The 25156-nt window shown below is 62.8% G+C and carries 27 protein-coding genes and 1 pseudogene; 16 read left to right on the forward strand and 12 right to left on the reverse strand.

Annotated elements, in window-relative coordinates:
- Positions 1 to 247, reverse strand: a pseudogene (locus tag G474_RS23425) (IS110 family transposase); the annotation flags it as partial.
- A gap of 175 nt (positions 248 to 422) precedes the next feature.
- On the opposite strand from G474_RS23425, the gene G474_RS22820 reads away from it, so the two are divergent.
- The 5 genes from G474_RS22820 to G474_RS0112015 all read left to right on the forward strand — a co-directional run bounded on the left by G474_RS22820 (position 423) and on the right by G474_RS0112015 (position 2964).
- Complete coding sequence (locus tag G474_RS22820) at positions 423 to 1055, forward strand: HNH endonuclease signature motif containing protein (RefSeq protein ID WP_169729517.1); 633 nt, start codon at positions 423 to 425, stop codon at positions 1053 to 1055.
- A 17-nt stretch (positions 1056 to 1072) separates the two neighbouring features.
- Positions 1073 to 1471: a hypothetical protein gene (locus tag G474_RS0112000; RefSeq protein WP_043464287.1), complete on the forward strand. Its 399-nt coding sequence runs from the start codon at positions 1073 to 1075 to the stop codon at positions 1469 to 1471.
- Positions 1468 to 1785, forward strand: coding sequence for a hypothetical protein (locus tag G474_RS20605; RefSeq protein ID WP_043464252.1), 318 nt, complete (start codon positions 1468 to 1470; stop codon positions 1783 to 1785). The genes G474_RS0112000 and G474_RS20605 overlap by 4 nt, the downstream gene beginning before the upstream one ends.
- Positions 1786 to 1969: 184 nt before the next feature.
- Positions 1970 to 2491: an antitoxin Xre/MbcA/ParS toxin-binding domain-containing protein gene (locus G474_RS24160; RefSeq protein ID WP_084513735.1), complete on the forward strand. Its 522-nt coding sequence runs from the start codon at positions 1970 to 1972 to the stop codon at positions 2489 to 2491.
- The gene (locus G474_RS0112015) at positions 2488 to 2964 is read left to right on the forward strand and encodes an RES family NAD+ phosphorylase (RefSeq protein ID WP_026687189.1); all 477 of its coding nucleotides are present in this window, start codon (positions 2488 to 2490) and stop codon (positions 2962 to 2964) included. Before G474_RS24160 ends, G474_RS0112015 begins: the two co-directional genes overlap by 4 nt.
- Positions 2965 to 3074: 110 nt before the next feature.
- On the opposite strand, the gene G474_RS0112020 is transcribed toward G474_RS0112015, so the two are convergent.
- The 4 genes from G474_RS0112020 to G474_RS0112035 all read right to left on the reverse strand — a co-directional run bounded on the left by G474_RS0112020 (position 3075) and on the right by G474_RS0112035 (position 7195).
- On the reverse strand, positions 3075 to 4343 hold the full coding sequence (locus G474_RS0112020; RefSeq protein WP_026687190.1) for a sulfate adenylyltransferase subunit 1: 1269 nt from the start codon (positions 4341 to 4343) through the stop codon (positions 3075 to 3077).
- A gap of 83 nt (positions 4344 to 4426) precedes the next feature.
- The gene (gene cysD / locus G474_RS0112025) at positions 4427 to 5365 is read right to left on the reverse strand and encodes a sulfate adenylyltransferase subunit CysD (RefSeq protein ID WP_043464255.1); all 939 of its coding nucleotides are present in this window, start codon (positions 5363 to 5365) and stop codon (positions 4427 to 4429) included.
- A 112-nt stretch (positions 5366 to 5477) separates the two neighbouring features.
- Positions 5478 to 6518, reverse strand: a complete 1041-nt coding sequence (locus G474_RS0112030; protein WP_342663581.1) for an aldo/keto reductase — start codon at positions 6516 to 6518, stop codon at positions 5478 to 5480.
- 98 nt (positions 6519 to 6616) lie between these two features.
- Positions 6617 to 7195, reverse strand: coding sequence for a DinB family protein (locus G474_RS0112035; protein WP_169729518.1), 579 nt, complete (start codon positions 7193 to 7195; stop codon positions 6617 to 6619).
- A 170-nt stretch (positions 7196 to 7365) separates the two neighbouring features.
- Between G474_RS0112035 and G474_RS0112040 the strand changes: the two genes are divergently transcribed.
- From G474_RS0112040 to G474_RS0112050, 3 genes are all read left to right on the forward strand, one after another.
- On the forward strand, positions 7366 to 7989 hold the full coding sequence (locus G474_RS0112040; RefSeq protein ID WP_245589357.1) for a pseudouridine synthase: 624 nt from the start codon (positions 7366 to 7368) through the stop codon (positions 7987 to 7989).
- A 135-nt stretch (positions 7990 to 8124) separates the two neighbouring features.
- Complete coding sequence (locus tag G474_RS20610; protein ID WP_051282251.1) at positions 8125 to 8400, forward strand: ubiquitin family protein; 276 nt, start codon at positions 8125 to 8127, stop codon at positions 8398 to 8400.
- 157 nt (positions 8401 to 8557) lie between these two features.
- Positions 8558 to 9841, forward strand: coding sequence for a tetratricopeptide repeat protein (locus G474_RS0112050; RefSeq protein ID WP_026687195.1), 1284 nt, complete (start codon positions 8558 to 8560; stop codon positions 9839 to 9841).
- Positions 9842 to 9843: 2 nt separating this feature from the next.
- On the opposite strand, the gene G474_RS0112055 is transcribed toward G474_RS0112050, so the two are convergent.
- The 4 genes from G474_RS0112055 to adh form a co-directional block, all read right to left on the reverse strand.
- Positions 9844 to 11310, reverse strand: a complete 1467-nt coding sequence (locus G474_RS0112055; protein WP_026687196.1) for a rhomboid family intramembrane serine protease — start codon at positions 11308 to 11310, stop codon at positions 9844 to 9846.
- A gap of 1090 nt (positions 11311 to 12400) precedes the next feature.
- On the reverse strand, positions 12401 to 12760 hold the full coding sequence (locus G474_RS0112060; protein ID WP_026687197.1) for a DUF779 domain-containing protein: 360 nt from the start codon (positions 12758 to 12760) through the stop codon (positions 12401 to 12403).
- A gap of 75 nt (positions 12761 to 12835) precedes the next feature.
- Complete coding sequence (yiaY, locus tag G474_RS0112065; protein ID WP_026687198.1) at positions 12836 to 13987, reverse strand: L-threonine dehydrogenase; 1152 nt, start codon at positions 13985 to 13987, stop codon at positions 12836 to 12838.
- Between the two features lie 90 nt (positions 13988 to 14077).
- Complete coding sequence (gene adh / locus G474_RS0112070) at positions 14078 to 15598, reverse strand: aldehyde dehydrogenase (protein WP_026687199.1); 1521 nt, start codon at positions 15596 to 15598, stop codon at positions 14078 to 14080.
- Positions 15599 to 15921: 323 nt separating this feature from the next.
- Here adh and G474_RS0112075 point away from each other — a divergent pair, with 323 nt between their 5' ends.
- Positions 15922 to 17847: a sigma-54-dependent Fis family transcriptional regulator gene (locus G474_RS0112075; RefSeq protein WP_026687200.1), complete on the forward strand. Its 1926-nt coding sequence runs from the start codon at positions 15922 to 15924 to the stop codon at positions 17845 to 17847.
- A gap of 22 nt (positions 17848 to 17869) precedes the next feature.
- Here G474_RS0112075 and G474_RS0112080 read toward each other — a convergent pair whose 3' ends face one another.
- Positions 17870 to 18163 (reverse strand): DUF3579 domain-containing protein, encoded by a 294-nt coding sequence (locus tag G474_RS0112080; RefSeq protein ID WP_026687201.1) that lies wholly within the window; start codon positions 18161 to 18163, stop codon positions 17870 to 17872.
- Positions 18164 to 18366: 203 nt separating this feature from the next.
- Between G474_RS0112080 and G474_RS0112085 the strand changes: the two genes are divergently transcribed.
- The 6 genes from G474_RS0112085 to G474_RS0112110 all read left to right on the forward strand — a co-directional run bounded on the left by G474_RS0112085 (position 18367) and on the right by G474_RS0112110 (position 22920).
- Positions 18367 to 19539, forward strand: a complete 1173-nt coding sequence (locus tag G474_RS0112085; protein ID WP_026687202.1) for an acetylornithine transaminase — start codon at positions 18367 to 18369, stop codon at positions 19537 to 19539.
- 2 nt (positions 19540 to 19541) lie between these two features.
- Positions 19542 to 20462 carry an ornithine carbamoyltransferase gene (gene argF / locus G474_RS0112090; protein ID WP_043464259.1) on the forward strand — a complete coding sequence of 307 codons (921 nt, stop codon included), beginning with the start codon at positions 19542 to 19544 and terminating at the stop codon, positions 20460 to 20462.
- Between the two features lie 118 nt (positions 20463 to 20580).
- A complete protein-coding gene (locus tag G474_RS0112095) occupies positions 20581 to 21810 on the forward strand; it encodes an argininosuccinate synthase (protein ID WP_026687204.1) in 1230 nt (409 codons plus the stop codon).
- Between the two features lie 3 nt (positions 21811 to 21813).
- Positions 21814 to 22035, forward strand: a complete 222-nt coding sequence (locus G474_RS0112100; protein ID WP_211228110.1) for a DUF2788 domain-containing protein — start codon at positions 21814 to 21816, stop codon at positions 22033 to 22035.
- Positions 22035 to 22349 (forward strand): pyrimidine/purine nucleoside phosphorylase, encoded by a 315-nt coding sequence (ppnP, locus tag G474_RS0112105; RefSeq protein ID WP_026687206.1) that lies wholly within the window; start codon positions 22035 to 22037, stop codon positions 22347 to 22349. Before G474_RS0112100 ends, ppnP begins: the two co-directional genes overlap by 1 nt.
- A 76-nt stretch (positions 22350 to 22425) precedes the next feature.
- Positions 22426 to 22920, forward strand: a complete 495-nt coding sequence (locus tag G474_RS0112110; protein ID WP_026687207.1) for a YajQ family cyclic di-GMP-binding protein — start codon at positions 22426 to 22428, stop codon at positions 22918 to 22920.
- A 40-nt stretch (positions 22921 to 22960) separates the two neighbouring features.
- Here G474_RS0112110 and G474_RS0112115 read toward each other — a convergent pair whose 3' ends face one another.
- Together G474_RS0112115 and G474_RS0112120 are read right to left on the reverse strand one after the other, a co-directional pair.
- On the reverse strand, positions 22961 to 23737 hold the full coding sequence (locus G474_RS0112115) for a hypothetical protein (RefSeq protein ID WP_026687208.1): 777 nt from the start codon (positions 23735 to 23737) through the stop codon (positions 22961 to 22963).
- Positions 23737 to 24450 carry a type 1 glutamine amidotransferase gene (locus G474_RS0112120; RefSeq protein ID WP_026687209.1) on the reverse strand — a complete coding sequence of 238 codons (714 nt, stop codon included), beginning with the start codon at positions 24448 to 24450 and terminating at the stop codon, positions 23737 to 23739. Before G474_RS0112120 ends, G474_RS0112115 begins: the two co-directional genes overlap by 1 nt.
- On the opposite strand from G474_RS0112120, the gene G474_RS0112125 reads away from it, so the two are divergent.
- Entirely contained in the window at positions 24449 to 25108 is a 660-nt protein-coding gene (locus tag G474_RS0112125) for a retropepsin-like aspartic protease family protein (protein WP_026687210.1), read from the forward strand. The two genes, G474_RS0112120 and G474_RS0112125, sit on opposite strands and share 2 nt — an antisense overlap.
- Positions 25109 to 25156 lie beyond the last annotated feature (48 nt).

Consider the following 25156-nt stretch of genomic DNA (forward strand, 5'->3'; position numbering starts at 1 on the left):
CATACGCTCGGATGTAGGCCGCCGGCAGCAACTTCACCGGGATGCCCAGTCGATTGAGCCAGCGCCCCCAGTGGTGGGCGGAGCCGCAGGCTTCCATCACCACCAGCCCAATGCTCCGGTTCTGGAACCAGCGCTCGAACTGGTGTCGGGTCAGCCGCTGCTGCTCGACAAGCTTCCAATTGCCATCTGCAATAGCGATTTGGAATACACTCTTGGCCAGATCCACTGCAACGGTAGTAGCATGCATTTCGGACTCCTTTCGTCGAAACCCGATCCCCATCCCCATGAGCACCGGAGGCGCTTATTCCGCGCCAAAAAGACGGGGGAGTCCATCCCATCAGCCAAGGCAGCTCCCTTTGGTCGTTGGGCGCTGCGCGATAAAGCGTCACGCAGCGCTCCTTACCTACAACGTTGGGGCTTGCATGAATAGGCGTATCTTTCTTGACCTGCCTTCAAAGGCCGATATCTTCGAATACTGGAAGGAACGGCTATTCAAGCATGGCCTACTCATTGACTGGTGCGAACCAAGTTGCTGGGTTTGTGGCTTCTCTTACGGCACTAAGTACGACATCAGGCGCTCGGATGCTAGTTGGGACGAAATTTACGAGTGCTGGGAGCGGATGCCGCTTCAACGGTGCCATATAGTTCCTCGATCGCTTGGTGGAGCCGACACAGTGGAAAATCTATTTCTCATGTGCCGCGAATGCCACGATACCGCGCCGAATACAAACATCCCAGAAATATTCTTTGAATGGTCGCGTTCGCAACACTGGCAAAAGCGAGAACACGCCAAGGTCATTCAAGCGCTGGAAGCGTTCTCCGTTCCCAAACGTGATTACCGGAAATTCATGCGAACCATGGAATCGCCGCTCTTTCAAGAATGGATGCAGGACAAAATCGGCCTTCATTGGCCGCAATCAAACTACGCACCAAGGTCATCTCGTCTTACGCCAGCCACTATCGTCGGGCTTGTCGTGCACTATTTTCGCCAGCAACCGCATGCCCCAACCCGGCGCTCAACCAGATCTGCGCGGAAAGCCGCGCAGGTCGGTTAGCTCAAACCTTGGGCGTCATGAGCAGCTACATCGAGAAAACTGGAAGGGCGCCGGACTTTCGGGTTGCGTACGAGCGGCTGCCTGCGCGGCAGCGCCTCTTTCAGCACATGCGCAGCAACGTGCATTGGGCTGCTGACCACGACCCCACTCGGCAATGGTCTATCTGGCCAGAGTTCGAGTCGGCGAAGCGCGAACCAATTCCTGAGAGCGACGAGCCTCTGGAGCGTAGTACCGCCACCATGTGGGTATTGTTCGACCAGCCAGAATACCGCCGGGATCTGAGGCAGTGGCTGCGCGTAGGTCAGGAGGGGTTCTTCATGGCCGGTGCTGAAAGAATCGCGCATTTCACTGTTCTGGAGCTTCTCGGCAGCGAAGCTGACGCCCAAATGACCTTAGACATCGAAAGTCACCCATGAAGCGCATCATGTACATCGAATGCAAAGCTCGCGGCCTGGACGGGGTTGCCCGCATTGGCTGGGTTGAGTTTTCACGCTCTACGCGTTCGTTCTACTACGGCGGTCGACGATTCGAGAAGACCAAGTCTGGTTACAAGTACAACTGCTTTGACGTTGAGACGGGGGAGAACTACTGGATATCAGGCCCAAAGAAGAACGGCCAAGACAAACTCTACGGGGGCGTCGTCGAAATTGATGAGGACGCAAGGGTTCAGTATTGGAGTGAAATTCGTAATGCCCCTGAGTTGGCACAACTTACCAGGTATCGGTCGTAAGTCGATGCCTAGTATTTCCGTCGAGAGGGACCGTACCATGTGCCAATGCTTCGTAAGCCCCCGGCAACCCCATCTATGAATTGACGCGTTAGACCGCGAAGATGGACACCCGCTCAGCGGCTCGACAAGTCAGGTGAGGCGGCCTATATTGCTCATGTGAGCCGATTGTTCGGATCAAAAGGAGATGTTCATGCCATCCACGAATTCTGCCAGGGGGCTGCAGGACGCTGGGGCTGCTGAGCGGGTTTCTGCGGGTCAGCGCCAGGCTGGGCCGGGGGCCAGTCCCTATGTGCGGTTGTTCCGGGCCACCCCGTTCGAGCGTATCGACATCATCCGCCAGGGGGTTTCGGCGCATGAGGTGGTCGTGACCGGCGAGGCCATGGGAATTCCCAAGGAGCGGATGTTCAGCCTGCTGCGTTTCACGAGGGCCACCGTCAATCGGCGGCTCAAAGGCAGCGAGACTTTGCCCAGCGAGTATTCGGAACGGATCATCGGCTTGCAAAAGCTGATCGGCCAGGTGGAGGTCATGGTGGCCGAGTCCGGCGATCCCACCGGTTTCAACGCGGCGCACTGGGTTGCCGAATGGCTGGAAACGCCGATGCCTGCCCTCAATCAGGCGCGACCGGCTGAGTTCATGGACACCATGGAGGGACAGGAGCTGGTTTCCTCCCTGCTGGACAAGATGCAGTCGGGAGCCTATGCATGATCGAAACCTGGCGCATCGCTACGGATACGCCGGATTACACGTCCGATGATATGACGGGAGCCGGGGCCAAGATGACGGGGGGGCGCTGGAATCGTAAAGGCAACGCCGTGTTGTATACCTCCAGCAGCCGGGCCCTGGCCTGTCTGGAAACTGTGGTGCATTTGCGGGCCGGGGGCCTGCCCCTTAATCGTTATCTGGTGCGGATGGAGATTCCGGAGGAGCTGTGGTCGCAGCGCCTGAGCCTGACTGAAGCGACTGCGCCGGTGGGCTGGGATGCCCTTCCGGTCGGCCAGGTGAGTCTGGATGTTGGCGACCGGTGGCTGGGGGGCGGGGCGAGTTGCTTGCTTGAGGTGCCTTCCATCATCGTGCCGGAGGAATTGAATGTGCTGATCAATCCCGCCCATCCCGACGCCGTCCGGATCAGGGCGGTGAAGGTGCGCCGGTGGCGTTACGACGGCCGGCTGCTGTCCTGAGCGCCTGGTCTTCTGCTGCCGGACTCGGGCCAGCTGTTTTTCGGCGCTGGTGCCACAAAGCAAAACGCCTCCACTCGGGAGGCGTTCTGCTTACCTGTGGCTGATGCCTCTTACAGGATCATCCCCGCGCCCACCGTGTTGTTGTTGCTCTCATCGATGATGATGAAGGCGCCGGTGCTGCGGTTTGCCTTGTAGGGGTCGGCGAACAGGGGGTGGGCGAGCTTGAACTGGACCTGGGCGATGTCGTTCATGGCCAGTTTTTCCGCCGGGAGCTTTTCCTGGGTGTTCACGTCCAGCCGGTGGTCGATGGCGGCCAGTTTGGCTTTCACTTCCCGGGTGGTGTGGCGGATCAGGTAGGTGCGGGCCCGGTCCATGGGGGTTTCGGCCAGCCAGCAGACGGTGGCGCTGATCTGCTTGACCGGGGTGGGGGCCTCGTCGGTCTTGACGATCATGTCGCCCCGGGAGACGTCGATTTCGTCCGCCAGCAGCAGGGTCACCGATTGTTCGGTGATGGCGCTGCCGATGTCCCGGCCGCCCAGCTGCACGGCCTTGACGGTGGTGCTGAGGCCCGAGGGCAGCACGGTGACGGCGTCGCCCACGGCGATGGCGCCGGATTCCACCTGGCCCATGAAGCCCCGGTAGTCGTGCAGTTCCGGGTTGGCGGAGTCCTGGGGCCGGCAGACATACTGGACCGGGAAGCGGAAGGGTTCGGCGTGTTCCGTGTGGGCGGCGGGGGCGGCTTCCAGGATCTGGATCAGGGTGGGGCCGTCGTACCAGGCCAGTGCTTCGCCCCGTTCCACCACCATGTCGCCGTTGAGGGCGGAGAGGGGGATGAAGCGCACGTCTTCAATGCCCTGGCGGGCGGCGAATTCCAGGTAGTCGGCCTTGATCTTCTCGTACACCGCCTGGTCGTAATCCACCAGGTCCATCTTGTTGATGGCCACCAGCAGGTGGGGAATGCCCACCAGGTGGGCCAGGGTGGAGTGGCGCTTGGTCTGGGTCAGCACGCCCTTCCGGGCATCCACCAGGATGATGGCCAGGTTGGCGGTGGAGGCGGCGGTGACCATGTTGCGGGTGTACTGCTCGTGGCCCGGGGCGTCGGCGATGATGTACTTGCGCGTGCCGGTACTGAAGTAGCGGTAGGCCACGTCGATGGTGATGCCCTGTTCCCGCTCGGCCTGCAGGCCGTCGGTGAGGAGTGACAGGTCCACCGCGCCCAGGCCGCGCTTTTGCGAGGTCTTTTCGATGGCGGAGAGGGTGTCGGCCAGGATGGCCTTGGTGTCGTACAGCAGGCGGCCGATCAGGGTGCTCTTGCCGTCATCGACGCTGCCGCAGGTGAGAAAGCGCAGCAGGCCGTGGTCTTCAATGTGTGTAGTCATGGGAGTCGAGAGTCGAGAGTTGGGGAGTCGAGAGTGAGTGGCGTCGTTCTCGACTCTCCACTCATCTCTCTCGACTGCTTCAGTTAGAAATAGCCTTCTTTCTTGCGTTGTTCCATGGAGGCCTCGGAGGTCTGGTCGTCCAGACGGGTGGCACCCCGTTCGGTGATGGTGGTGGTGGCGGTTTCCACCACGATCTTTTCCACCGTGTCGGCATCGGATTCCACCGGGGCGGTGCAGGAGATGTCGCCCACGGTGCGGAAGCGCACCTGCAGCTCGACGATCGCTTCACCGGCCTTGGGCAGGTTGGTGAGCTCGCCGGAAACCAGCGGCACATTCACTGGCACGATGGCGCCGCCGCGGATCACCACGGGCCGCTGGTGGGCGAAGTAGATGCTGGGGAGCTCCAGCTTTTCCCGCTCGATGTACTGCCACACGTCCATTTCCGTCCAGTTGGAAATGGGGAAGGCGCGGATGTTCTCGCCCTTGTGGGCCCGGGCGTTGTAGAGGTTCCACAGCTCGGGGCGCTGGTTCTTCGGGTCCCATTGGCCGAACTCGTCGCGGAAGCTCATGATGCGCTCCTTGGCCCGGGCCTTTTCCTCGTCCCGGCGGGCGCCGCCGATGCAGCAGTCGAAACCGAATTCCTCGATGGCTTCGAGGAGCGTCACCGACTGGTGCTTGTTGCGGGATTCGCCCTCATGCTTCAGCACTACGGTGCCGCGCTTCATGGAATCTTCCACGGAGCGCACGATCAGGCGCTCGCCCAGCTCGGCGGCGCGCTTGTCGCGGAAGGCGACCACTTCCTGGTAGTTGTGGCCGGTGTCGATGTGCATCAGGGGGAAGGGGAACTTGCCGGGGCGAAAGGCTTTTTCGGCGATGCGCAGCATGCAGATGGAGTCCTTGCCGCCGGAGAACAGCAGCACCGGATTGGCGCACTGGCCGGCCACTTCGCGCATGATGTGGATGGCCTCGGCTTCGAGCCAGTCCAGATGGGAAAGGGGTTGTTGCGTCAGGGTCGCGCTCATGGAAATTCAGTCCGACATGGGGATGGAGGGCATTCTACTAGGGGCTTAATAATCGATTAAGAATTCTTTTATATCTTTATAGCGCATCTGGTTATAAAGCCTTCGGGGAGCATCAGGGCGCCGGGTTGCTGTGGCTCAGGTGGATCTGCTCGATGGCGGCTGCCAGTTCCGGGCTGAGCGGCCGGCTGCAGGCTTCCAGGTTTTCTTCCAGTTGGGCCCGGGTGGAAGCCCCAATGATGGCGCTGGTGACGAAGGGGCGGGAGGTCACGAAGGCCAGGGCCAGTTGGGTGGGGCTGAGGCCGTGCTGGCGGGCCAACGCGGCGTAGGCACTCACTGCCAGGGGGACGCCGGGCTTTTCGTAACGCTGGCCGAAATGAGGGAACAGGGTGATCCGCCCCTGGGCCAGGGGGTTGTCCAGGTACTTGCCGGTCAAGTGGCCGAAGCCCAGCACCGAATAGGCGAGCAGGCCTACCTGCTCCCGCCAGCAGACCTCGTCCAGGCCGTATTCGAACTTGCGGTTCAAGAGGCTGTAGGCGTTCTGGGTGGAGGCGATGGCGGGCAGGCCGTGTTCCTTGGCCAGCCGCATGAATTCCATGATGCCCCAGGGATGCTCGTTGGAGACGCCGATGGCGCGCACCTTGCCTTCCTTCACCAGTTCCCCCAGGGCCAGCAGCTGCTCCAGCATGGGGGTGCAGTCCCGTTCCGTATCCGGGTTGAACTGCCACTGGCCGAACATGGGCTGATTGCGTTCCGGCCAGTGCAGCTGGTAGAGGTCGATGTAGTCGGTGCGCAGGCGCTGGAGCGAACCCTCCAGGGCGCTGCGGATGTTGTCCCGGTCCATGGCCCGGGGGCCGCCGCGAATCCAGCCCATGCCCCGGGCGGGGCCGGCCACCTTGGTGGCGAGAATGATCCGCTCCCGGGGCTGGCGCGCCAGCCAGTTGCCGACGATGGTTTCCGTGGCACCGCTGGTTTCCGCCCGGGGCGGCACCGGGTACATCTCGGCGGTATCGATGAAGTTGATGCCCCGGGCCAGGGCCAGGTCCAGCTGGGCATGGGCTTCGGCTTTCGCCGTCTGCTGGCCGAAGGTCATGGTGCCCAGGCAGAGGGAGGGAACGGTCAGGCCGGAAGTGCCGAGGGGACGATGTTGCAGCATGGGAATCTCCAGAAGATGAGGCTGCCAGCCTATGAAAAGCCTGGCCTCGGGGCAATCGGTAATGGCTGTGGTAATGGCTGTAATGGCCGCAGGGCGCTTCAGCCTCGGGGCAGGCGGGCGATGATGGCTTCCACCTGACGCCGGTGGGCCAGGGTGTGGATGGCCACCAGGGCGTGCCAGCCCCGCAGGTCCAGGGGACCGAACCAGGGGTGGGCGTGGCGTCGACCGGAGGCGGGCCGGGCCTGGGCGCTCCAGTCCAGGTAGGCCCGGGCGGCGGCGCGGAACCGTTCGGCCTGCTCGGGGCCGGCGCCGGGGTCGGGTTTCACCTCGGCGATGCGCACTTCCCGGTCGAAATCCTGGTCCCGGGCCAGCGTTCTGGACAGCTGCAGGATGCCGGAATCCACGATGTCCAGATGCTGCAGCACCATGTACACCGACCAGTGCCGGCTGCTGTCCTCCAGCCCGGTCAGTCGCGGCGTCAGCACCTGCCGGCGGCCCTGGTCCGCATCCAGGCGGGCCGCCAGGGCCAGAATCTTGTCCGTTTCGGCGGCGATCCAGCGGTTCAGGGTCGCCGGGGAGAGGCTGGCCCGCAGGGTCTGCAGCACGGCGCTGGAGACCTGGCGTTCCAGCCAGGGCAGGCCGGCACCGGGGCGCTCCAGCTTGATTTGATCGCTCATGGTTTCGTCCGGGGTGAGGAAGGGCATAGGATGCGGTGTCGGCGGGCCGGGCGCAAGTTTGGCGCCATGTTCCGGGTATTTGCCCCCAGGCACGGCCGGCCGGCGCTGCCCTGTCGGCGCCAGGCGCCTCCGGCTACAATGCCAACCCCCTGCGCAACCTGGTCTGCCCCGTGTCCCTCGCCATCCTCTACGTCGACGCCCACCTGCTGGTGGTGGACAAGCCTGCCGGACTCCTGTCCGTGCCCGGGCGGGGGGAGGACAAGCAGGATTGCCTGACGGCCCGGGTCCAGGCCGAGTTTCCCGACGCCCTGGCCGTGCACCGGCTGGACATGGCCACCTCGGGCCTGATGCTCATGGCCCGGGGCAAGGCCATGCAGAGCGCCCTGAGCCGCCTGTTCGAGCAGCGCCGCATGGACAAGGCCTACGAGGCGATGCTGGAGGGAAGGCTGCAGGCCGAGGCGGGGTTTGTGGAACTGCCCCTGATCTGCGACTGGCCCAACCGGCCCCGGCAGATGGTGAGTTTCGAACACGGCAAGCCGTCCCTGTCCGAGTTCCGCCGCCTGGGCCTGGAGGGTGAGGCCAGCCGGGTGCGGCTGATCCCCCACACGGGCCGTTCCCATCAGCTGCGGGTGCATATGCAGGCCATCGGCCACCCCATCCTGGGGGACGAGTTCTACGCCACACCCACGGGTTACGCCGCCGCCCCCCGCCTGCTGCTGCACGCCTGTCACCTGGCTTTTGCACACCCGGCCGACGGGCGCGCCCTGGTCTTCGGCTCGACCGTTCCGTTTTAGGGGTCCGCCCCGGAGGCGGTCGGCCGCGTCGGGATGGGGCCAGGCCCCGGGACGAACTTGATGCTGCGGGCCGGGTCTTAGAAGGGACAGTGGCTTTGCGCCGTTTGGCGCGGTTTCCCGGAAGGGAGGTGCATCATGCTCGACGCTCCTGTTGTTGCCGTCCATATTCCCCCTCTGCTGCGCCAGTATTCCCATGGTCAGGATGCCGTGACCGTGAGTGGAGAAACCGTGGGCGAGGCCCTCGAAGCCCTGGATCACGAATGCCCGGGCATCCTCCATGAACTCCTGGATGGCAAGGGCGGCTTGTCGCCCCGCATGGAGGTATTCCTCGGCGGCCAGCCCCTCGACACACTGACCGGCCTCTCCACCCCCATCGAACTGGAGGAGAGCATCTACCTGATCCGGCATTAGGAGAAAGCAGCCCGGCTTGTCCGGTCTGCTTCTGGTTTCGCGTGATGAGGTGGCGGATTTGCTGCCGGAGGCCGGATGTCCTCAAGTATCCGGAATACGTTAATCCGGCAGGGGAAATGACGATAGAATCCCTGGGACAAAAACCAGGGAAATCTGCATGAAATACCTAGAGGCCTCCGTCGCGCCGGCGAATGTGACACCTTTCTGGCAGCGTCTGCCGCTCTTCTTCCGTTATCCGCTGCACTGGCAGCCCTTGCTCTACATGGCGCTGCTCTCCATCGCCACTCTCCTAGGTTTTGTCCTGCCGATCCCGACTCCCTTTGATCATGTGCTGGTTCATTTCGGCGTCTGGCTGGCTTTCATCCGTTATGCCTACAAAACCCTGGATCAGACTGCTCAGGGTCTGCTGACACCGGATCAACACGAGAACTACGATGCTGCCGAGCGCGTCAATCTGCCCTATAAACAATTTGCCATTCTCGTGGTGGTCAGCTTCGTGCTGGGGCTTGCTGAGTCGGCAGGGGCCCTGGTCTTTGGCGTGACCATGATTTTCGCCATCCTGGCGTTGCCGGCCAGCGTGATGATCCTCTCCATCACCCAGAGTTTCTGGGCCGGGCTTAATCCTTTTGCTGCCCTGGGCATGATGCGCATGATCGGCATGCCCTACCTCGGGTTGTGCGCGTTCCTGTTCCTGCTTTCCGGCAGCCAGCAGATTCTCCTGATGGGGCTGTTGCCGCGGCTTTCCAACTGGTTGCTACTGCCGACCCTGAACTTCGTGTCGATGTATTTCACGCTGATCATGTTCAACATGATGGGTTATGTCATCTACCAGTATCACCACGAACTCGGTGTGCCGATCAGGACCGTTCCTGATGGCAAGCCCGAAAGTGACGGGGATATTGGCCAGTTGATCGGGGAAGGGCGTATCAAGGAGGCGCTGGAGATTGCCTATGAAGCACAGCGCTTGGCACCCGATGATATTGCGGTGAACGACCGCTATCACAAGTTGCTGGTATTGGCGGGCCGTAGTGACCGGATGCTGTCCCACGGCCGGCGTTATCTGGGTTTGCTGCTGAACAAGGAGCGGGGCGAAGAGGCCCTGGCCCTGTATCGGAAATTGACGGAGCAGGACGCAGATTTTGTTCCTGAGCAGCCGGCACATCTGCTGCGCCTGGCCGAAGTGGCCCGTCGGCAAAGGGATTTCTCCCTGGCGCTAGCTTTCATCAGGGGCTTTGACAAGCGCTTCCCGAAGCATGCAGAAATCCCGGCTGTCTATCTTTTTGCCGCCCGGGTGCTGTGCGAGAACCTGCATCAGGATGCGGCAGCCCGGCAGATTCTCTCAGGGCTGCTGGTGAACTACCCCGACCATGCTCTGGCCGGTGAGGCGCGACAACTGCTTGCCGTTCTTGACAGGCTTGCCAGCGCTGCTGCGACGGGTTGAGTTCAGTTGCTGACGATGCTGGCGTTGCGGGCTGCTTCACTGTCTGGAAACTCGGCCTTCAGGCGGTTCAGGGTAGCATCGCACATGGTTCCGTTGCCGGCGCGCCGGAAAGCCTCGGCAACAACGAGCAGCAGGGCCGGGAGCTGCTGTTCCTGGGGGGCTCGACGGGCAAGTACCCGGCTCAGCCGTTCTGCATCGTCAGCATGACCACTACGTGCCAGACGGCGGATTAGCACGATCAATTGGGGGACACTGAAACGAACGGTGGGCTTGGCCAGGCGCAGATACTCGAGAAAGGTCTGGTGAATGAGTTCAGTGCTGCCGGGGTGGGTTTCGGGCAGCGCAAAAATGAGGGCTGCTGCATGGTGATAGTCCTCTTCTGATGGCTCATTGCGTGCCACCTTGTAGAAGCGTCTGAGTACCAGCAGGTCGTGGGGGTGGGCGTCTGCCAGACGACGCAATGCCCGGCGTGCCTCATCAATGCGCAATGCGTTGAGTAGCGTGTCGATGCGGGCCAGCTCTCCGGGCAACGGGTCGGTGCGTTCCTCCTGTTCGGGAGCCTCAACCCGGGCCTTGCTGAAAATCCGCTGGGCCCCGATCAACAGGGCGCCCGTTATGAACCCCCCCAGGTGCGCCATGTAATTGACCGGGCTGCCGTGGCTGAACAGGTACTGGTACAGCTCGTTGATTATCCACAGAGGCAGGATGACGATGGCCGGGGCCCGGAAAAAATCGAAATAGAACAGTACCCAATAGAAAAAGCGGATCTTGCGCATGCCATAGAGCGCCACGAACATTGCCATGACCCCCGAGATGGCACCGGAGGCGCCAATGCCCGGCACTATCCGGCTGGCGTTGAACACCAGATCGAAACCTGCTGCACCGATACCAGCCAGCAGGTAAAAGGCAAGGTAACGACGTTTGCCCAGCGTTTCCTCAACTAGGTAGCCGACGATGAACAGGATCACCATGTTGCCCAGCAGGTGGTCGAAACTGCCGTGCAGGAACATGTGCCCGATCAGGCTGGCCAATGTCGGTTCGGCTGGTTTGAACCCCAGCCGGTTGGTAAGGCTGGCTTGCCGCAAACGGTCGAACTCGTCGCGCTGCTGACGCCAGCGCGGATAGTCCTCCGTATCGGCAAGGACTACTTTGCCGGCCCGCAGGCGTTTCATGAATGCCGCATCTGTTTCCATCATCATCAAGACCTGGGGCCAGTTTTCATGCTCCAGGGCCGTCGATGCCGCCAATGCGTCGCTATTGCGGTGATTTTGCTCGAGATAGTTGATGTAGCCCGGTAGCTCGATAGCGCCCAGGCTCGATTCAGCGTAGTAGTCGAAAGCCGCTGCTTCACGCTTTCCATCCCCACTCTGCAGCCCGAAATAGATCAGGCAGTTGAGCAGGATCAGTAGCAGGGTGACGAGCGGCGGTTTTCGCCAGTCGGGGCGGCGGCCTACGGGAATGATCAGCATGGGCGGATTATGCCATTGGAGATATGGCTGTGGGCATACTCTGTATGAATCAGCGGCCTGTGTCAGCTACTGCACTGCGGCTGGTGGTCGGGATGGGGAGTTGCCCTGGAATCGCAGTCTGTTTCTGTTATTGCTTTTGCACCCTTCTTCCAATTCAAAATGAAATTTTGTGAACGAGTAACTTGGGCTGCGAATAACCTTGCATCCATTCTCGCTTGTTATTCGGTAATTTTTCTCAATCGGAGAGTTGGTCTTGATCCAAGAGCCGTCATCTGAGCATTTGAAGGTCTCGCTGCACAAAGTTTTGGTGCTAAAGAATTTTTCCGCCTGTCTATCCATGCTCGCATAGATGCTTGAAAAGCAGAAAAAATAGGCCACGGCAATCAAATTGGAAAGCAATGGTATGAACAGAAGTGAATCACAAAAATGAACTTTTTTTATGAGAAGGTAAATTCGATTTGCAAGAATGTATAGTGCATAGAAGAATGCATAAGCAATTGAAAATACAAGAAAAAGGCTGACAAAAAATTCGCTCAAAAATAGCGAGGCGACCGAGATGAATGTGACAAAGATCAGATTGGCAAAAAACCATGGTTTGGTCACCTGGATTCCTTCTTGTTTCTGTTGGTTTTTCTAAGTTTTAAATGCAGCTCCAATGTGGAGATTTTTTCGGTATAAGTGGCGTGTCTGGTATGGGGCTTATTTCTTGGGAGGGGGTTTTGTTTTATATATCCGCAGAACGTTCGGTTTGTGTCGAGGGGATATCTCGTCGCGATCTTTTATTGCGTGTTTGACCAAAATTAGACGGCGCGGGTAGCTTTGATTGTTGCGGAATACGAGAGCAAAGACCCTGGTGAATAGGGCGTCTTCTCCTGCTTGGCTGTTTCCATCTTCAACAGTCGCCGGGCCGCGTCTGCGGATGAATCCGTTGCAAGCACGACAGCATAAGGAGCTGGGGTTTTCATGTCCAGCGGGTGAGGCCACATGGAAGGCGCTACCCAGGCGGGATGGGAGGCGGTAGCTGGAAATGAGGGTTTGCCGGGGACCTGGTCTGCGCGCTGTGTTCCCGCTGACCTTCCCGGTGCAAGTGCTAGGCGGCGGCTTCCAGGGCCAGGAGTTCCGTGTCGCTGAACAGGCGGGAGAGGATGATGAAGCAGTAGCCCAGTCCCGCTTCCAGGGAAAAGCTGTCGCCCCGTCCGGGGACCACGTCCAGGGTCAGGTGGCTGTACTGCAGGTAGGTGAACTGGGAGGGGCTGGTGTAGAAGCGGGTGTTTGATATCTGGCCCAGGAGCACGTCCTGGGGGGTGATCTGCAGTTCCCCCTGGCGCAGGCAGAGGGGGGTACTGCCTTCGCAGCAGCCGCCGGACTGGTAGAGCAGTAGGGCCCCGTGTTCGTCCTCCAGGCGCTGGATCAGGGTCAGGGCGGCGGCGGTGGCGCACAGTCGTTCCATGGGCGGGTCTCCAGAAAAAGCGGGTGGGACTAGGCCCACCCGAACCGCAGAAGCAGAGGAAGAAAAGGTGCTGCCTTACATGGCGGCCTGGAAGATGGCCTCGATTTCCGCCTGGGTGGCCCGGCGGGGATTGGTCAGGCCGCAGGCATCCTTCATGGCGTTGGCGGCCAGGGTGGGAATGTCTTCAGCCTTGGCGCCCAGGGTGGTCAGGTTGGCGGGAATGCCCACGTCGGCGCTCAGCTTGCGGATGGCCGCGATGGCGGCCTTGGCGGCGGCTTCGGGGGCCAGGCCGGCGGTGTCCGCTCCCAGGGCCTTGCCGATGTGGCCCAGACGGCTGGCGGCGACCTGGGCGTTGTAGTCCTGCACGTGGGGCAGCAGCACTGCGTTGCAGACCCCGTGGGGCAGGTCGTAGAAGCCGCCCAGCTGGTGGGCCATGGCGTGCACATAGCCCAGGGAGGCGTTGTTGAAGGCCATGCCCGCCAGGAACTGGGCATAGGCCATCTGTTCCCGGGCTTCCATGTCCTGGCCGTCATGGACGGCCCGGCGCAGGTAGGCGGCGATCAGTTCCACCGCCTTCAGGGCGCAGGCGTCGGTGATGGGGGTGGCGGCGATGGAAACATAGGCTTCCACCGCGTGGGTCAGGGCATCCATGCCGGTGGCGGCGGTGAGGCCTTTGGGCATGCCGGCCATCAGTTCCGGGTCGTTGACCGAGAGGATGGGGGTGGTGTGCCGGTCCACGATGGCCATCTTCACGTGCCGGGCTTCGTCGGTGATGATGCAGAAGCGGGTCATCTCGCTGGCGGTGCCGGCGGTGGTGTTGATGGCCACCAGGGGCAGCTGGGGCTTGGCGGACTTGTCCAGCCCTTCGTAGTCGGCGATGGAGCCGCCGTTGGCGGCGCACAGGGCGATGCCCTTGGCGCAGTCGTGGGGGGAGCCGCCGCCCAGGGAGACAACGCAGTCGCAGTTGTCCCGGCGCAGGAGGGCCAGGCCTTCTTCCACGTTGGTGATGGTGGGGTTGGGTTTGGTGCCGTCATAGACGGTGACGGCGACGCCGGCACCGGCCAGCAGGTCGGCCACTTTGCCGACCACGCCCAGGTTGTTGAGGGGCTTGTCGGTGACGATCAGGGCCCGCTTGAAGCCCTTGCTGCGGATGACCTGGACCGCGTCGGCCAGACAGCCGGCGCCCATGAGGTTTTCATTGGGAATGAAGAAGGTGCTCTTTGCCATTGTTGTGTGACTCCCTTGTCGCTGCTCCGGGGAATTCCGGGGCGTGAAGGAATTCCGGACCGCCTGGGCGGTCCGGAACGAAGGTGGATTTCAGAAGAAGCCCAGGGCCTTGGGGCTGTAGCTGACCAGCAGGTTCTTGGTCTGCTGGTAGTGGTCCAGCATCATCTTGTGGGTCTCGCGACCGATGCCGGATTCCTTGTAGCCGCCGAAGGTGGCGTGGGCCGGGTAGGCATGGTAGCAGTTGGTCCACACCCGGCCGGCCTTGATGCCGCGGCCCATGCGGTAGGCGGTGTTGCCGTCCCGGCTCCACACCCCGGCGCCCAGGCCGTAGGGGGTGTCGTTGGCGATTTCCAGGGCTTCGGCTTCGGTCTTGAAGGTGGTCACGGCCAGCACCGGCCCGAAGATTTCCTCCTGGAAGATGCGCATCTTGTTGTGGCCCTTGAACAGGGTGGGCTGGATGTAATAGCCGCCGGCCAGCTCCCCGTCCCGGTGTGCCCGGTCGCCGCCGATCAGGCACTGGGCGCCTTCCTGGCGGCCTACTTCCAGGTAGGACATGATCTTGTTCATCTGCTCCTGGGAAGCCTGGGCCCCCATCATGGTTTCGGTATCCAGGGGGCTGCCCTGCTTGATGGCCTTGACCCGGCCCAGCACCCGTTCCATGAACTGGTCGTAGATGGATTCGTGGATCAGGGCGCGGCTGGGGCAGGTGCACACTTCGCCCTGGTTGAAGGCGAACAGCACCAGGCCTTCGATGGCCTTGTCGAAGAAGTCGTCATCCTGGGCCGCCACGTCGGCGAAGAAGATGTTGGGGGACTTGCCGCCCAGTTCCAGGGTGGCGGGGATCAGGCTCTGGGCGGCAGCCTGGGCGATCACCCGGCCGGTGGCGGTGGAGCCGGTGAAGGCGATCTTGGCGATGCGGCGGCTGGTGGCCAGGGGCATCCCGGCTTCCCGGCCCAGGCCGTTTACGATGTTGAGCACGCCCGGGGGCAGCAGGTCGGCGATCAGCTCGGCCAGCACCAGGATGGAGATGGGGGTGGATTCGGCGGGCTTCAGCACCACGCAGTTACCGGCGCCCAGAGCCGGGGCCAGCTTCCAGGCGGCCATCAGGATGGGGAAGTTCCAGGGGATGATCTGGCCCACGACGCCCAGGGGCTCGTGGAAGTGGTAGGCCACCGTGTGTTCGTCGATTTCCGAGAGGCCGCCTTCCTGGGCCCGCAGGCAGCCGGCGAAGTAGCGGAAGTGGTCCACGGCCAGGGGGATATCGGCGTTCAGGGTTTCCCGGATGGCCTTGCCGTTATCCACGGTTTCCACGTAGGCCAGCATTTCCAGGTTGGCTTCGATGCGGTCGGCGATCTTAAGCAGGATGTTGGCCCGCTCGGCAGCGGAGGTCTTGCCCCACTTGTCGGCGGCGGCGTGGGCGGCATCCAGGGCCAGCTCGATGTCCTCGGCGCCGGAGCGGGCGACCTGGGTGTAGGGCTTGCCGGTGATGGGGGTGAGCACGTCGAAGTACTCGCCGCGTACCGGGGCGACCCACTTGCCGCCGATGAAGTTGTCGTACTTGGCCTTGTATTGGTGCTTGGCGCCGCTGGTGCCGGGCAGGGTGTAAATCATGGGTTTGTCTCCTTGGTTGTTGGGCAGGGATACAGCTGGTGTTCCCTGCCTGACCCTATTCAAGGCCCGTGCCAGCCTGATGTGAATTCGTCATTGGATTGATTTCTCAGTGTTTAATCTGTCACGGGGGAAATTGCTGCAAAGCAGCATCGGCGGGGCCTCTGTGCTGTTCCGGGGCAGGGGTGTCACGGGAGTGTCACGAAATGGAACAGTTGGCTATCCGGGGAGGTTCCGGGGCTTGTATTCAGCGCCGGGCTCCCTATACTCGGCTGCTCATCCCCGTAGCCGGCCCGTCAGAGGCTGGAATCAGAAAGGAGGAGACCATGGTGGCTCAAGTCCGCCCTCAGGAAGCCCTGCTGCGCCAGGCGCGGCGCATCTTCCTGGACCAGTCCGAACTGCCCCCGGGCCTGATCAACGAACGTCTGGCCCGTTCCTGGCAGCGCAGCCGCAACGCCGGCCTGTCCCCGGTGGGCCGTTTCCAGGATGTGCCCCGCCTGGCCGAACCGGCCCTGCGCCAGAACCTGGAGGGGCACCGGGACTTTCTCGCCCACGCCCGGCCGGTCATGGAACATCTGTTTGCCCAGGTGCGCGATTCCCAGAGCATGGTGATCCTGGCCGACCGCAGCGGTCTCTTGGTGCATGCCCTGGGGGACCCGGACTTCCTCTCCAAGGCCGAGCGGGTGGCCCTGACCCCCGGCGCCTTCTGGCAGGAGCAGTACCGGGGCACCAATGCCATCGGCACGGCCCTGGTGGAAGGGGTGCCGGTGGAAATCCGCGGTGCCGAGCATTTCCTCGAACGGAACGGCTTTCTGACCTGCACGGCGGCGCCCATCTTCGATCCTTCTGGCCAGGTGCTGGGGGTGCTCGACATTTCCAGCGACCAGCGCAATCACCACCCCCACACCCGGGGCCTGGTGCGCACGGCGGCCCAGATGATAGAGAACCGGCTGCTGCTGTCCCGCCATGGCCGCAGCCTGCGCCTGCACCTGCACCATCAGCAGGAAGGCATAGGCACCTTCGCCGAGGGCATCCTGGCGGTTTCCGAGGATGGCTGGCTGATCGGCGCCAACCAGGCCGCCCTGGCCCAGCTCGGGCTGGGCCCAGGGGATCTGGGCGCCACTCCCCTGCAGCGCATCTTCGACATCCGTCCCGGCGAGCTGCTGGCCTGGGGGCGGCGCCATCCGGGGCAGGCCCTGCGGGTGGGGCTGCATCGGGGCGGGCAGCTGTTCGTGCAGTTCCAGGGCGACGCGGCCCCCATCCCCGTGGCAGCGGAACCCCGGACCAGCCTGGCCCGGCCGGTGCCCGGGGACGCCCTGAGTCCCCTGGATACCGGCGATGCCCAGCTGGCGGCGGCCATCGCCAAGGCCCGGCGGGTGCTGGACAAGCCCATCCCCCTGGTGCTGCACGGGGAATCCGGGGTGGGCAAGGAGCTGTTCGCCCAGGCCATCCACGCTGCCAGCGCCCGCAAGGATCAGCCCTTCGTGGCGGTCAATTGCGCTGCCCTGCCGGAGCCCCTGATCGAGGCGGAACTGTTCGGCTATGCCCCGGGGGCGTTTACCGGCGCCCGCAAGGAGGGCTCCCTGGGACGTCTGCGCGAGGCCCACGGGGGTACCTTGTTCCTGGACGAGATCGGCGACATGCCCCTGGGGCTCCAGAGCCGCCTGTTGCGGGTGCTGCAGGAACGCCAGGTGACACCCCTGGGAGAAGGGCGGCCGGTGCCCGTGGACTTCGCCCTGATCTGCGCCACCCACCGGCAGTTGCGGGAGGAATCCGAGGCCGGTCGTTTCCGGGCCGACCTCTATTACCGCCTGAACGGTCTGACCCTGAACCTGCCGCCCCTGCGCCAGCGTTCAGACCTGGACCGGGTGGTGGCCCGGATGCTGGCGGAGCTGGCCCCCGGCCAGGGGCTGGAACTGCATCCGGAAGTGGCGGCGGCCTTTGCCGCCTATCACTGGCCGGGCAACCTGCGGCAGCTGGCCAATGGTTTGCGCACGGCGGTGGCGCTCCTGGACGGGGGCGAAGCATGGATAGGCTGGGAGCATCTGCCCGACGATCTGGTGGAGGAGCTGCGGCAGGAGCGGGAAGAAGCGGTGGTGGCGCCGGTAGCGACCCTGGCCACCAGTCTGGCGGATCTGTCCCGGGCGGCCATAGATCGGGTCCTGGCCCAGGAGCGGGGGAATGTTTCGGCGGCGGCCCGGCGTCTGGGGATCAGCCGCAATACCCTGTACCGCAAGCTGCGGCGGGACTAGGTGGGGCTAGGCTGGGGGATGGTTAGCGTTCGACGGGGCAGACGCCGCTGATGATCTGCAGGTCGTTGTCCTGGGCGAAGTTCAGGAGAAAGCGGTAGGCCATGGGTTCCACCACCTGCAGGCGGCCATCCACGAACACGGCCTTTTCCCCGTTGTAATCGCCGGGGCCCACATAGGGGGAGTACTTCATCTTCTTGGAGGCGCCGAAGGCGGACATGACGCCGCAAAGCCGGTCGGCCCAGTCGCTGGGGCGGAATTTCTTTCCCTGGGTGGTGAGGCCGACAATGATGAAGGTGTGAATTTCGGGTTCGCTCATGTTCCTCGTCGCCTTGGCGTGGTGTGGCCCGGAGGCCTCGTTTTTTTGCCCCAGATTCTAGCAGAAAGGCCGTCCTTGTAAGGCATATACAAGGCAGGCCTTTTGTCTTAAACTCGTGCCCTCCCTCCGGGAGCACGGCGGCTCTGGCCGCCATTATTGTTTTCTCGGGGCACCGATTTTTTCCCAATTTGAGGCGATTCCCGATGTCGCATCTGATGAACACCTATGGCCGCCAGCCCGTGGCTTTCACCCATGGCAAGGGCTGCCACCTGACCGACACCGAGGGCAAGGTTTACCTGGATGCCCTGTCCGGCATCGCGGTCAATACCCTGGGCCATGCCCATCCCGCCTTTGTCGCTGCCCTGGCTGAGCAGGCCGGGCGCCTGCTCCATGTTTCCAACATCTACCGGGTACCCCAGCAGGAACAGCTGGCTGATGCCCTGGCCCAGCGCTCCGGCCTGGCAGAAGTGTTCTTCTGCAATTCCGGTTGCGAAGCCAACGAGGCCGCCATCAAGCTGGCCCGCTTCTACGGCCACAAGCGCGGCATCGAGAATCCCACCGTCGTGGTCATGGAAAAGGCCTTCCACGGCCGCACTATGGCGACCCTGTCCGCCACCGGGAACTACAAGGTCCAGGCCGGCTTCGAGCCCCTGGTGTCCGGTTTCCTGCGGGTGCCCTACGGGGACCTGCAGGCCCTGAAGCAGGTGGCCGAACACCATGGCAACGTGGTGGCGGTGATGCTCGAGATCATCCAGGGTGAGGGCGGCATTTACATGGCCTCCAGCGAATACCAGCAGGGGGTCCGCCAGCTTTGCAACGAGCACCAGTGGCTGATGATCTGTGACGAGGTCCAGTGCGGCATGGGCCGTACCGGGGAATGGTTCGGCTACCAGCACGCCGGGATCCTGCCCGACGTGGTGACCCTGGCCAAGGGCCTGGGGTCCGGGGTGCCCGTGGGCGCCTGTCTGGCCGGTGGCCGGGCGGCGGGCCTGTTCGGGCCCGGCAACCACGGTTCCACCTTCGGCGGCAATCCCCTGGCCTGTACCGCGGCCCTGAAGACCATCGAGCTGATCGAGGCCGAAGGCCTGCTGGCCAATGCCGAACGGATCGGCGCCCTGATCCGTTCCGAGCTGGCGGCGGCCCTGAAGGACGTGCCCGGGGTGGTGGAATTCCGGGGCAAGGGCCTGATGCTGGGCATCGAGCTCGACCGTCCCTGCGGCGAGCTGGTGGGCCGGGCCCTGGCCGCGGGCCTGCTCATCAACGTCACCCACGACAAGGTGATCCGCCTCCTGCCCGCCCTGATCTTCGGTGAGGCCGAAGTGCGGGAGCTGGTGGACAAACTCGCGCCCCTGGTGCGCGATTTCCTCAAGGGGTGAACATGGATCTGCGTCATTTTCTCCAGTTCAAGGACTTCTCCCGGGAAGAATTCGACTACCTGTTCGAACGCACCCGCTGGATCAAGGACAAGTTCAAGCGTTACGAGCCCTACCATCCCCTCTTCGATCGCACCCTGGTGATGATCTTCGAGAAGGCCAGCACCCGTACCCGGCTCTCCTTCGAGGCCGGCATGCACCAGCTGGGCGGTTCCGCCATCTACCTGAACACCCGGGATTCCCAGCTGGGCCGGGGCGAGCCGGTGGAAGACGCGGCCCAGGTGATTTCCCGGATGAGCGACATCGTCATGATCCGCACCTTCGAGCAGGACATCATCGAGCGTTTCGCCGCCAATTCCCGGGTGCCCGTGATCAACGGGCTGACCAACGAATACCATCCCTGCCAGATCCTCGCCGACATCTACACCTTCATCGAGCATCGGGGCTCGATCCAGGGCAAGACCGTGGCCTGGGTGGGGGACTCCAACAACATGTGCAACACCTGGCTGCAGGCGGCCGAGGTCCTGGACTTCAACGTCCATGTGTCCACGCCCCCGGGCTACGAGGTGGAGCCGGAGCGGGCCGGCCTCTACGGCACCGACAACTTCGAGCAGTTCGCCGATCCCATGGAAGCCTGCAAGGGCGCCGACCTGGTGACCACCGACGTGTGGACCTCCATGGGCTTCGAGGCCGAGAACGAGGCGCGCATGAAGGCCTTCGCCGACTGGTGCGTGGATGGCGACATGATGCGGGTGGCCGCAGCCGACGCCTTGTTCATGCACTGCCTGCCGGCCCACCGGGGCGAGGAGGTGACCGCCGAGGTGATCGACGGACCCCATTCCGTGGTCTGGGACGAGGCCGAGAACCGCCTGCATGTGCAGAAGGCGTTGATGGAATTCCTGCTGGTGGGACCGGTTGAAACCTGAGAACCTTTACCACAAAGGCACGGAGACCAGAGAGAGAGGTGGATCAATGAAAGCTCTCGGTGTTTTCTCGGTGCCTCTGTGTCTCTGTGGTTAATTTTGTTTTTTTCGGAAGCTGAACATGTCTGATATCAAGAAAGTCGTACTGGCCTATTCCGGCGGCCTGGACACCTCCGTGATCCTGAAGTGGCTGCAGGACACCTATCAATGCGAAGTGGTGACCTTCACCGCCGACCTGGGGCAGGGCGAGGAGCTGGAACCGGCCCGCCAGAAGGCCCTGAAGTTCGGCATCAAGCCCGAGAACATCTTCATCGACGACCTGCGCGAAGAGTTCGTGCGCGACTTCGTCTTCCCCATGTTCCGCGCCAACACCGTCTATGAAGGCGAATACCTGCTGGGCACCTCCATCGCCCGCCCCCTGATCGCCAAGCGCCTGATCGAGATCACCAACCTGACCGGTGCCGATGCCATCTCCCACGGCGCCACCGGCAAGGGCAACGACCAGGTGCGCTTCGAGCTGGGCGCCTACGCCCTCAAGCCCGGCGTCAAGGTCATCGCCCCCTGGCGCGAATGGGACCTGCTGTCCCGGGAAAAGCTGCTGGCCTACGCCGAAAAGCACGGCATCCCCGTGGAAATGAAGCACAAGCAGGGCGGTTCTCCCTACTCCATGGACGCCAACCTGCTGCACATCTCCTACGAAGGCCGTCACCTGGAGAACCCCGCCGCCGAGGCCGAAGAAGACATGTGGCGCTGGACCGTCTCCCCGGAGAAGGCGCCCGATGCTGCCGAATACCTGGACCTGGAATTCGTCCAGGGCGACCTGGTCTCCATCAACGGCCAGAAGATGAAGGCCCACGAACTGCTGGCCAAGCTCAACGAGCTGGGTGGCAAGCACGGCATCGGCCGCCTGGACCTGGTGGAAAACCGCTACGTGGGCATGAAGTCCCGGGGCTGCTACGAAACCCCGGGCGGCACCATCCTGCTCAAGGCCCACCGGGCCATTGAATCCATCACCCTGGACCGGGAAGTCGCCCACCTCAAGGACGACCTCATGCCCCGCTACGCCAGCCTGGTGTACAACGGCTACTGGTGGGCCCCCGAGCGTCGCGCCCTGCAGACCCTGATCGACCACACCCAGCTGAACGTGAATGGCACCGTGCGTCTCAAGCTCTACAAGGGCAACGTCATCGTCGTGGGCCGGGACTCCAAGACCGATTCCCTGTTCGACTCCACCATCGCCACCTTCGAGGACGATGCCGGCGCCTACGACCAGAAGGATGCGGGCGGCTTCATCAAGTTGAACGCCCTGCGCCTGCGCATTGCCGCCAACCTGAAGAATCGCAAGGGTTGATGCATGGAAGGCACCCTGTTCGGGTTCACCGAAGAGCAGATTGGTCACTTCGGGGCAACCTGGGGTATTGGTGCCTTCATCCTGTTCATGCTCTTCATCATCGGCGAGATTGCCTGGAAGTCGAAGGCGGGCAAGACCGGGACCTTCGTCCTGTTCTTCGTCCTGGCCTTCGGCATGGTGGGCTTCATCGCCAAATCCATCATCGAGAAAATTTGGGGTATCTAATGTCTCAGTTCGACAACGTTTCCGTGGTCAAGGCGGCCAATGTCTATTTCGACGGCAAGTGCGTCAGCCACACCGTGATCTTCGCCGACGGCTCCAAGAAGACCGTGGGCGTGATCCTGCCCGCCAGTCTGACCTTCAATACCGGCGAGCCTGAAATCATGGAGACCGTGGCCGGTGCCTGCCGCTACCGCTTGAAGGGTGAAAGCGAGTGGAAGACCTCCGGTGCCGGCGAGTCTTTCAATGTGCCGGGCAATTCCAGCTTCGACATCGAAGTGACGGGCGAGCCCTACCACTACGTTTGCTATTTCGGCTGATTTCCTGCCAGGACCGGGGCGGCGCGGCATCGGTCCGCGGCCGCCTTTTTTCATGCAATGAGATTGGAGATTGACCATGCCTTCCTTTGACTTCACTTCCGAAGCCGACATGGTGGCCCTGAAGAACGCCGTGGACGTGGCGGCGCGCCAGATCGACAACCGCTACGACTTCAAGGGCACCGCCGCCAAGGTGGAAATCGACGAGAAGAACAAGACCATCACCCTGCACGGGGATTCCGAATTCCAGCTCGACCAGATCAAGGACCTGCTTTTCCCGGCCATGGAGAAGAAGGAGAAAGACAGCGTCAAGCGCCTGGACGTCCAGAAGCTCCAGAGCGTTTCCGGCAACAAGGTGAAGCAGGAAATGAAGATCCGCGACGGGATCGACAGCGATCTGGCCAAGAAGATCGTCAAGCTCATCAAGGACGCCAAGCTCAAGGCCCAGGCCTCCATCCAGGGCGATGCGGTGCGGGTGAGCGGCAAGAAGATCGATGAACTGCGCGAGGCCATCACCCTGGTGCGTAGCCAGATCACCGATTTCCCCATCAAGGACGGCAATTACCGGGACTGAGCCGCACTTGCTCCCCGACTCGAGGCGCCTCCAGGGGCGCCTATTTTTTTGTATTGAGCAGCCCGATTTCACGGGCGGTCATGGGGCCGATCATGGTTTGCCAGAGGCCATCGGGGATCTCGGCCTGGCTGGGGCTGGTGGGGGTACGTCCGCCCATGATTTCCGCCTGTTGCTGGGGATACAGGGGGTTTTGCTCCGGCTCCGCGTAGCCATCCGGATAGCGGGGCTGCAGGGTGGCCATGTCGTACTTGTCCGTGGCGCCGAAGGTGTGCAGCAGTTCGTGGCTGATGATCACCGCGTTCTGCCGGTGCTGCTGGCGGCTGGCAAAGGCGTGGATGATGGCGATCTTGCCTTTCTCCAGGCCGGTGGAGTGGGGCAGGGCAGGGGTGCGGTTGGGGTCGTGGTAGAGCACGAACAAGCGGATCAGGGGCTTCATCTTGCCGATGTGGCTGTAATCGCTGGCCCACCAGCGCAGCTTGAGGCTCCAGAGCATGGCTTCCAGCATGCTGGCCGGTAGGGGCGGCAGGGGCGGTTTTTCCTGAATCGTGGGGGCCAGCCAGATGTCGGCCACCTCGTGCCGGCCCTGACCGTAGTCCCCGGCCTGTTCCTGCAGCCACTGCTTGATTTCCTTGAAACTGTCCGGATCGAGATTCCTGAGGTACTGGGCCGTGGCAGGGGAATCGTCGGCGGCGATGGGGTAAATGCCGATGTTCACCGTCCTGTCCCAGCCGGTGGTCCGGTCATGGGACCGCCAGGCCTCCAGGCCCACCGTCGCCAGGATGAACAGCAGGATCAGGATGCGGAATTTGCGGAACATCAGCGCGCCAGACCCTGGACCCAGACGCCGTAGAGCTGGTCGGCCAGCTGGCGCATCACCGGCAGGCGGGCGGGAATGCCGGTCTGCATGGTTTCGGGGCTGTCCACCGAAGGCAGGTGGGCCACGGCGGCGGCTTCCTCGGCCCACTGGTCGCACCAGCAGGCGATCATCTCGGGCAGCATTTCCGTGTGGCACTGCATGCCCAGGTGGGGCCCCAGGGCGAACATCTGGTTGGCGCAGTATTCATTGCCCACCAGGCGGGTGGCGCCCGGGGGAATGCTGAAGGTTTCCCCGTGCCACTGGAACACGGTCAGCTCCCGGTCGGCAAAATCACCGAGCCAGTGGCGGCTCACGGCATCGTCATGGCCCCTGGCACTGGCCCAGCCGATCTCCTTGACCGGGTTCCGGGTCACCTGGCCCCCCAGGGCCTTGCTCATCAGCTGACCTCCCAGGCAGTGCCCGAGGACGGGAATGTTCTTCTCGACCGCATCCTGGATCAGGGCGCAGACCGGGGAAATCCAGGGCAGGTCGTCGTTGACGCTCATGGGACCGCCCATGAAACACAGGCCGCTGTAAGCTTCGGCACTGGCCGGCACCGGGGCGCCTTCGTCCAGGGCAATCAGGGTCCAGGGGATCCGGTGGCTTTCCAGGAATATGGCAAAATAGCCGGGACCTTCAGTAGGGGAGTGGCGAAAAATGGCAACAGGGCGCATGGCAGTGAATCCAGGCAGGTTGGGGAGGCTCGATTGTAGAGCCTGCCTGCTGCTTTTGGGGCTGTGGTCGGGACTGGCCGGGGCCACCAACGTGGGCTTGGCCGGGGTGTTGGGCAGCAAGGCCATCCTGGTGATCGACGGCAGTTCGCCGCGCACCCTGGCCGTGGGCCAGGAGTATGGCGGCGTCAAGCTGCTGGCGGTCCAGGGCGACAGTGTCCAGGTGGAGATCGAGGGCAAGCGCCGCTCCCTGCGGGTAGGCCAGAATGCGGTGGGAGAGGCCTCCAGCGGCAACAGCTCCCTGGTGCTCACCTCCGACAGCCAGGGGCATTTCCAGACTACCGGCAGCATCAACGGCTTCACCATCCGCTTCCTGGTGGATACGGGCGCCACCTCCATTTCCCTGGGGGCCGGCGACGCCAAGCGCATGGGGCTGGATCTGAGCAAGGCGGAGCGGGGCGTGTCCCAGACCGCCAATGGCCAGACCGTGGTGCACCGGGTCAAGCTGGCCACCGTCAAGGTGGGCGACATCGTCATGCATAACGTGGATGGGGTGGTCCATTCCCAGGAAATGCCCTTCGCCCTGCTGGGGATGAGTTTCCTCAACCGGACCGACATGCAGCGGGAAGGTGATACCCTGACCCTGAAAAAGCGCTTCTGAGCGCCGTTGCCGAGTGCCGCAACAAACCCATAAAAGAACAACAGGAGA

The organism is Azovibrio restrictus DSM 23866 (assembly GCF_000429665.1).
GTDB lineage: Bacteria > Pseudomonadota > Gammaproteobacteria > Burkholderiales > Rhodocyclaceae > Azovibrio > Azovibrio restrictus.

Excerpts from the sequence above, each read along its gene's own strand:
- G474_RS0112115 (WP_026687208.1), bottom strand. The coding sequence starts at position 23,737 with ATGTTCCGCAAATTCCGCATCCTGATCCTGCTGTTCATCCTGGCGACG.
- G474_RS0112125 (WP_026687210.1), top strand. The coding sequence starts at position 24,449 with ATGGCAGTGAATCCAGGCAGGTTGGGGAGGCTCGATTGTAGAGCCTGC.
- G474_RS20605 (WP_043464252.1), top strand. The coding sequence starts at position 1,468 with ATGAAGCGCATCATGTACATCGAATGCAAAGCTCGCGGCCTGGACGGG.
- argF (WP_043464259.1), top strand. The coding sequence starts at position 19,542 with ATGGATCTGCGTCATTTTCTCCAGTTCAAGGACTTCTCCCGGGAAGAA.
- G474_RS0112110 (WP_026687207.1), top strand. The coding sequence starts at position 22,426 with ATGCCTTCCTTTGACTTCACTTCCGAAGCCGACATGGTGGCCCTGAAG.
- G474_RS0112015 (WP_026687189.1), top strand. The coding sequence starts at position 2,488 with ATGATCGAAACCTGGCGCATCGCTACGGATACGCCGGATTACACGTCC.
- adh (WP_026687199.1), bottom strand. The coding sequence starts at position 15,598 with ATGATTTACACCCTGCCCGGCACCAGCGGCGCCAAGCACCAATACAAG.
- ppnP (WP_026687206.1), top strand. The coding sequence starts at position 22,035 with ATGTCTCAGTTCGACAACGTTTCCGTGGTCAAGGCGGCCAATGTCTAT.
- G474_RS0112085 (WP_026687202.1), top strand. The coding sequence starts at position 18,367 with ATGTCGCATCTGATGAACACCTATGGCCGCCAGCCCGTGGCTTTCACC.
- yiaY (WP_026687198.1), bottom strand. The coding sequence starts at position 13,987 with ATGGCAAAGAGCACCTTCTTCATTCCCAATGAAAACCTCATGGGCGCC.
- G474_RS20610 (WP_051282251.1), top strand. The coding sequence starts at position 8,125 with ATGCTCGACGCTCCTGTTGTTGCCGTCCATATTCCCCCTCTGCTGCGC.
- G474_RS0112050 (WP_026687195.1), top strand. The coding sequence starts at position 8,558 with ATGAAATACCTAGAGGCCTCCGTCGCGCCGGCGAATGTGACACCTTTC.
- cysD (WP_043464255.1), bottom strand. The coding sequence starts at position 5,365 with ATGAGCGCGACCCTGACGCAACAACCCCTTTCCCATCTGGACTGGCTC.
- G474_RS0112000 (WP_043464287.1), top strand. The coding sequence starts at position 1,073 with ATGAGCAGCTACATCGAGAAAACTGGAAGGGCGCCGGACTTTCGGGTT.
- G474_RS0112055 (WP_026687196.1), bottom strand. The coding sequence starts at position 11,310 with ATGCTGATCATTCCCGTAGGCCGCCGCCCCGACTGGCGAAAACCGCCG.
- G474_RS0112030 (WP_342663581.1), bottom strand. The coding sequence starts at position 6,518 with ATGCTGCAACATCGTCCCCTCGGCACTTCCGGCCTGACCGTTCCCTCC.
- G474_RS0112120 (WP_026687209.1), bottom strand. The coding sequence starts at position 24,450 with ATGCGCCCTGTTGCCATTTTTCGCCACTCCCCTACTGAAGGTCCCGGC.
- G474_RS0112060 (WP_026687197.1), bottom strand. The coding sequence starts at position 12,760 with ATGGAACGACTGTGCGCCACCGCCGCCGCCCTGACCCTGATCCAGCGC.
- G474_RS24160 (WP_084513735.1), top strand. The coding sequence starts at position 1,970 with ATGTTCATGCCATCCACGAATTCTGCCAGGGGGCTGCAGGACGCTGGG.
- G474_RS0112020 (WP_026687190.1), bottom strand. The coding sequence starts at position 4,343 with ATGACTACACACATTGAAGACCACGGCCTGCTGCGCTTTCTCACCTGC.
- G474_RS0112095 (WP_026687204.1), top strand. The coding sequence starts at position 20,581 with ATGTCTGATATCAAGAAAGTCGTACTGGCCTATTCCGGCGGCCTGGAC.
- G474_RS0112035 (WP_169729518.1), bottom strand. The coding sequence starts at position 7,195 with ATGAGCGATCAAATCAAGCTGGAGCGCCCCGGTGCCGGCCTGCCCTGG.
- G474_RS22820 (WP_169729517.1), top strand. The coding sequence starts at position 423 with ATGAATAGGCGTATCTTTCTTGACCTGCCTTCAAAGGCCGATATCTTC.
- G474_RS0112080 (WP_026687201.1), bottom strand. The coding sequence starts at position 18,163 with ATGAGCGAACCCGAAATTCACACCTTCATCATTGTCGGCCTCACCACC.
- G474_RS0112075 (WP_026687200.1), top strand. The coding sequence starts at position 15,922 with ATGGTGGCTCAAGTCCGCCCTCAGGAAGCCCTGCTGCGCCAGGCGCGG.
- G474_RS0112100 (WP_211228110.1), top strand. The coding sequence starts at position 21,814 with ATGGAAGGCACCCTGTTCGGGTTCACCGAAGAGCAGATTGGTCACTTC.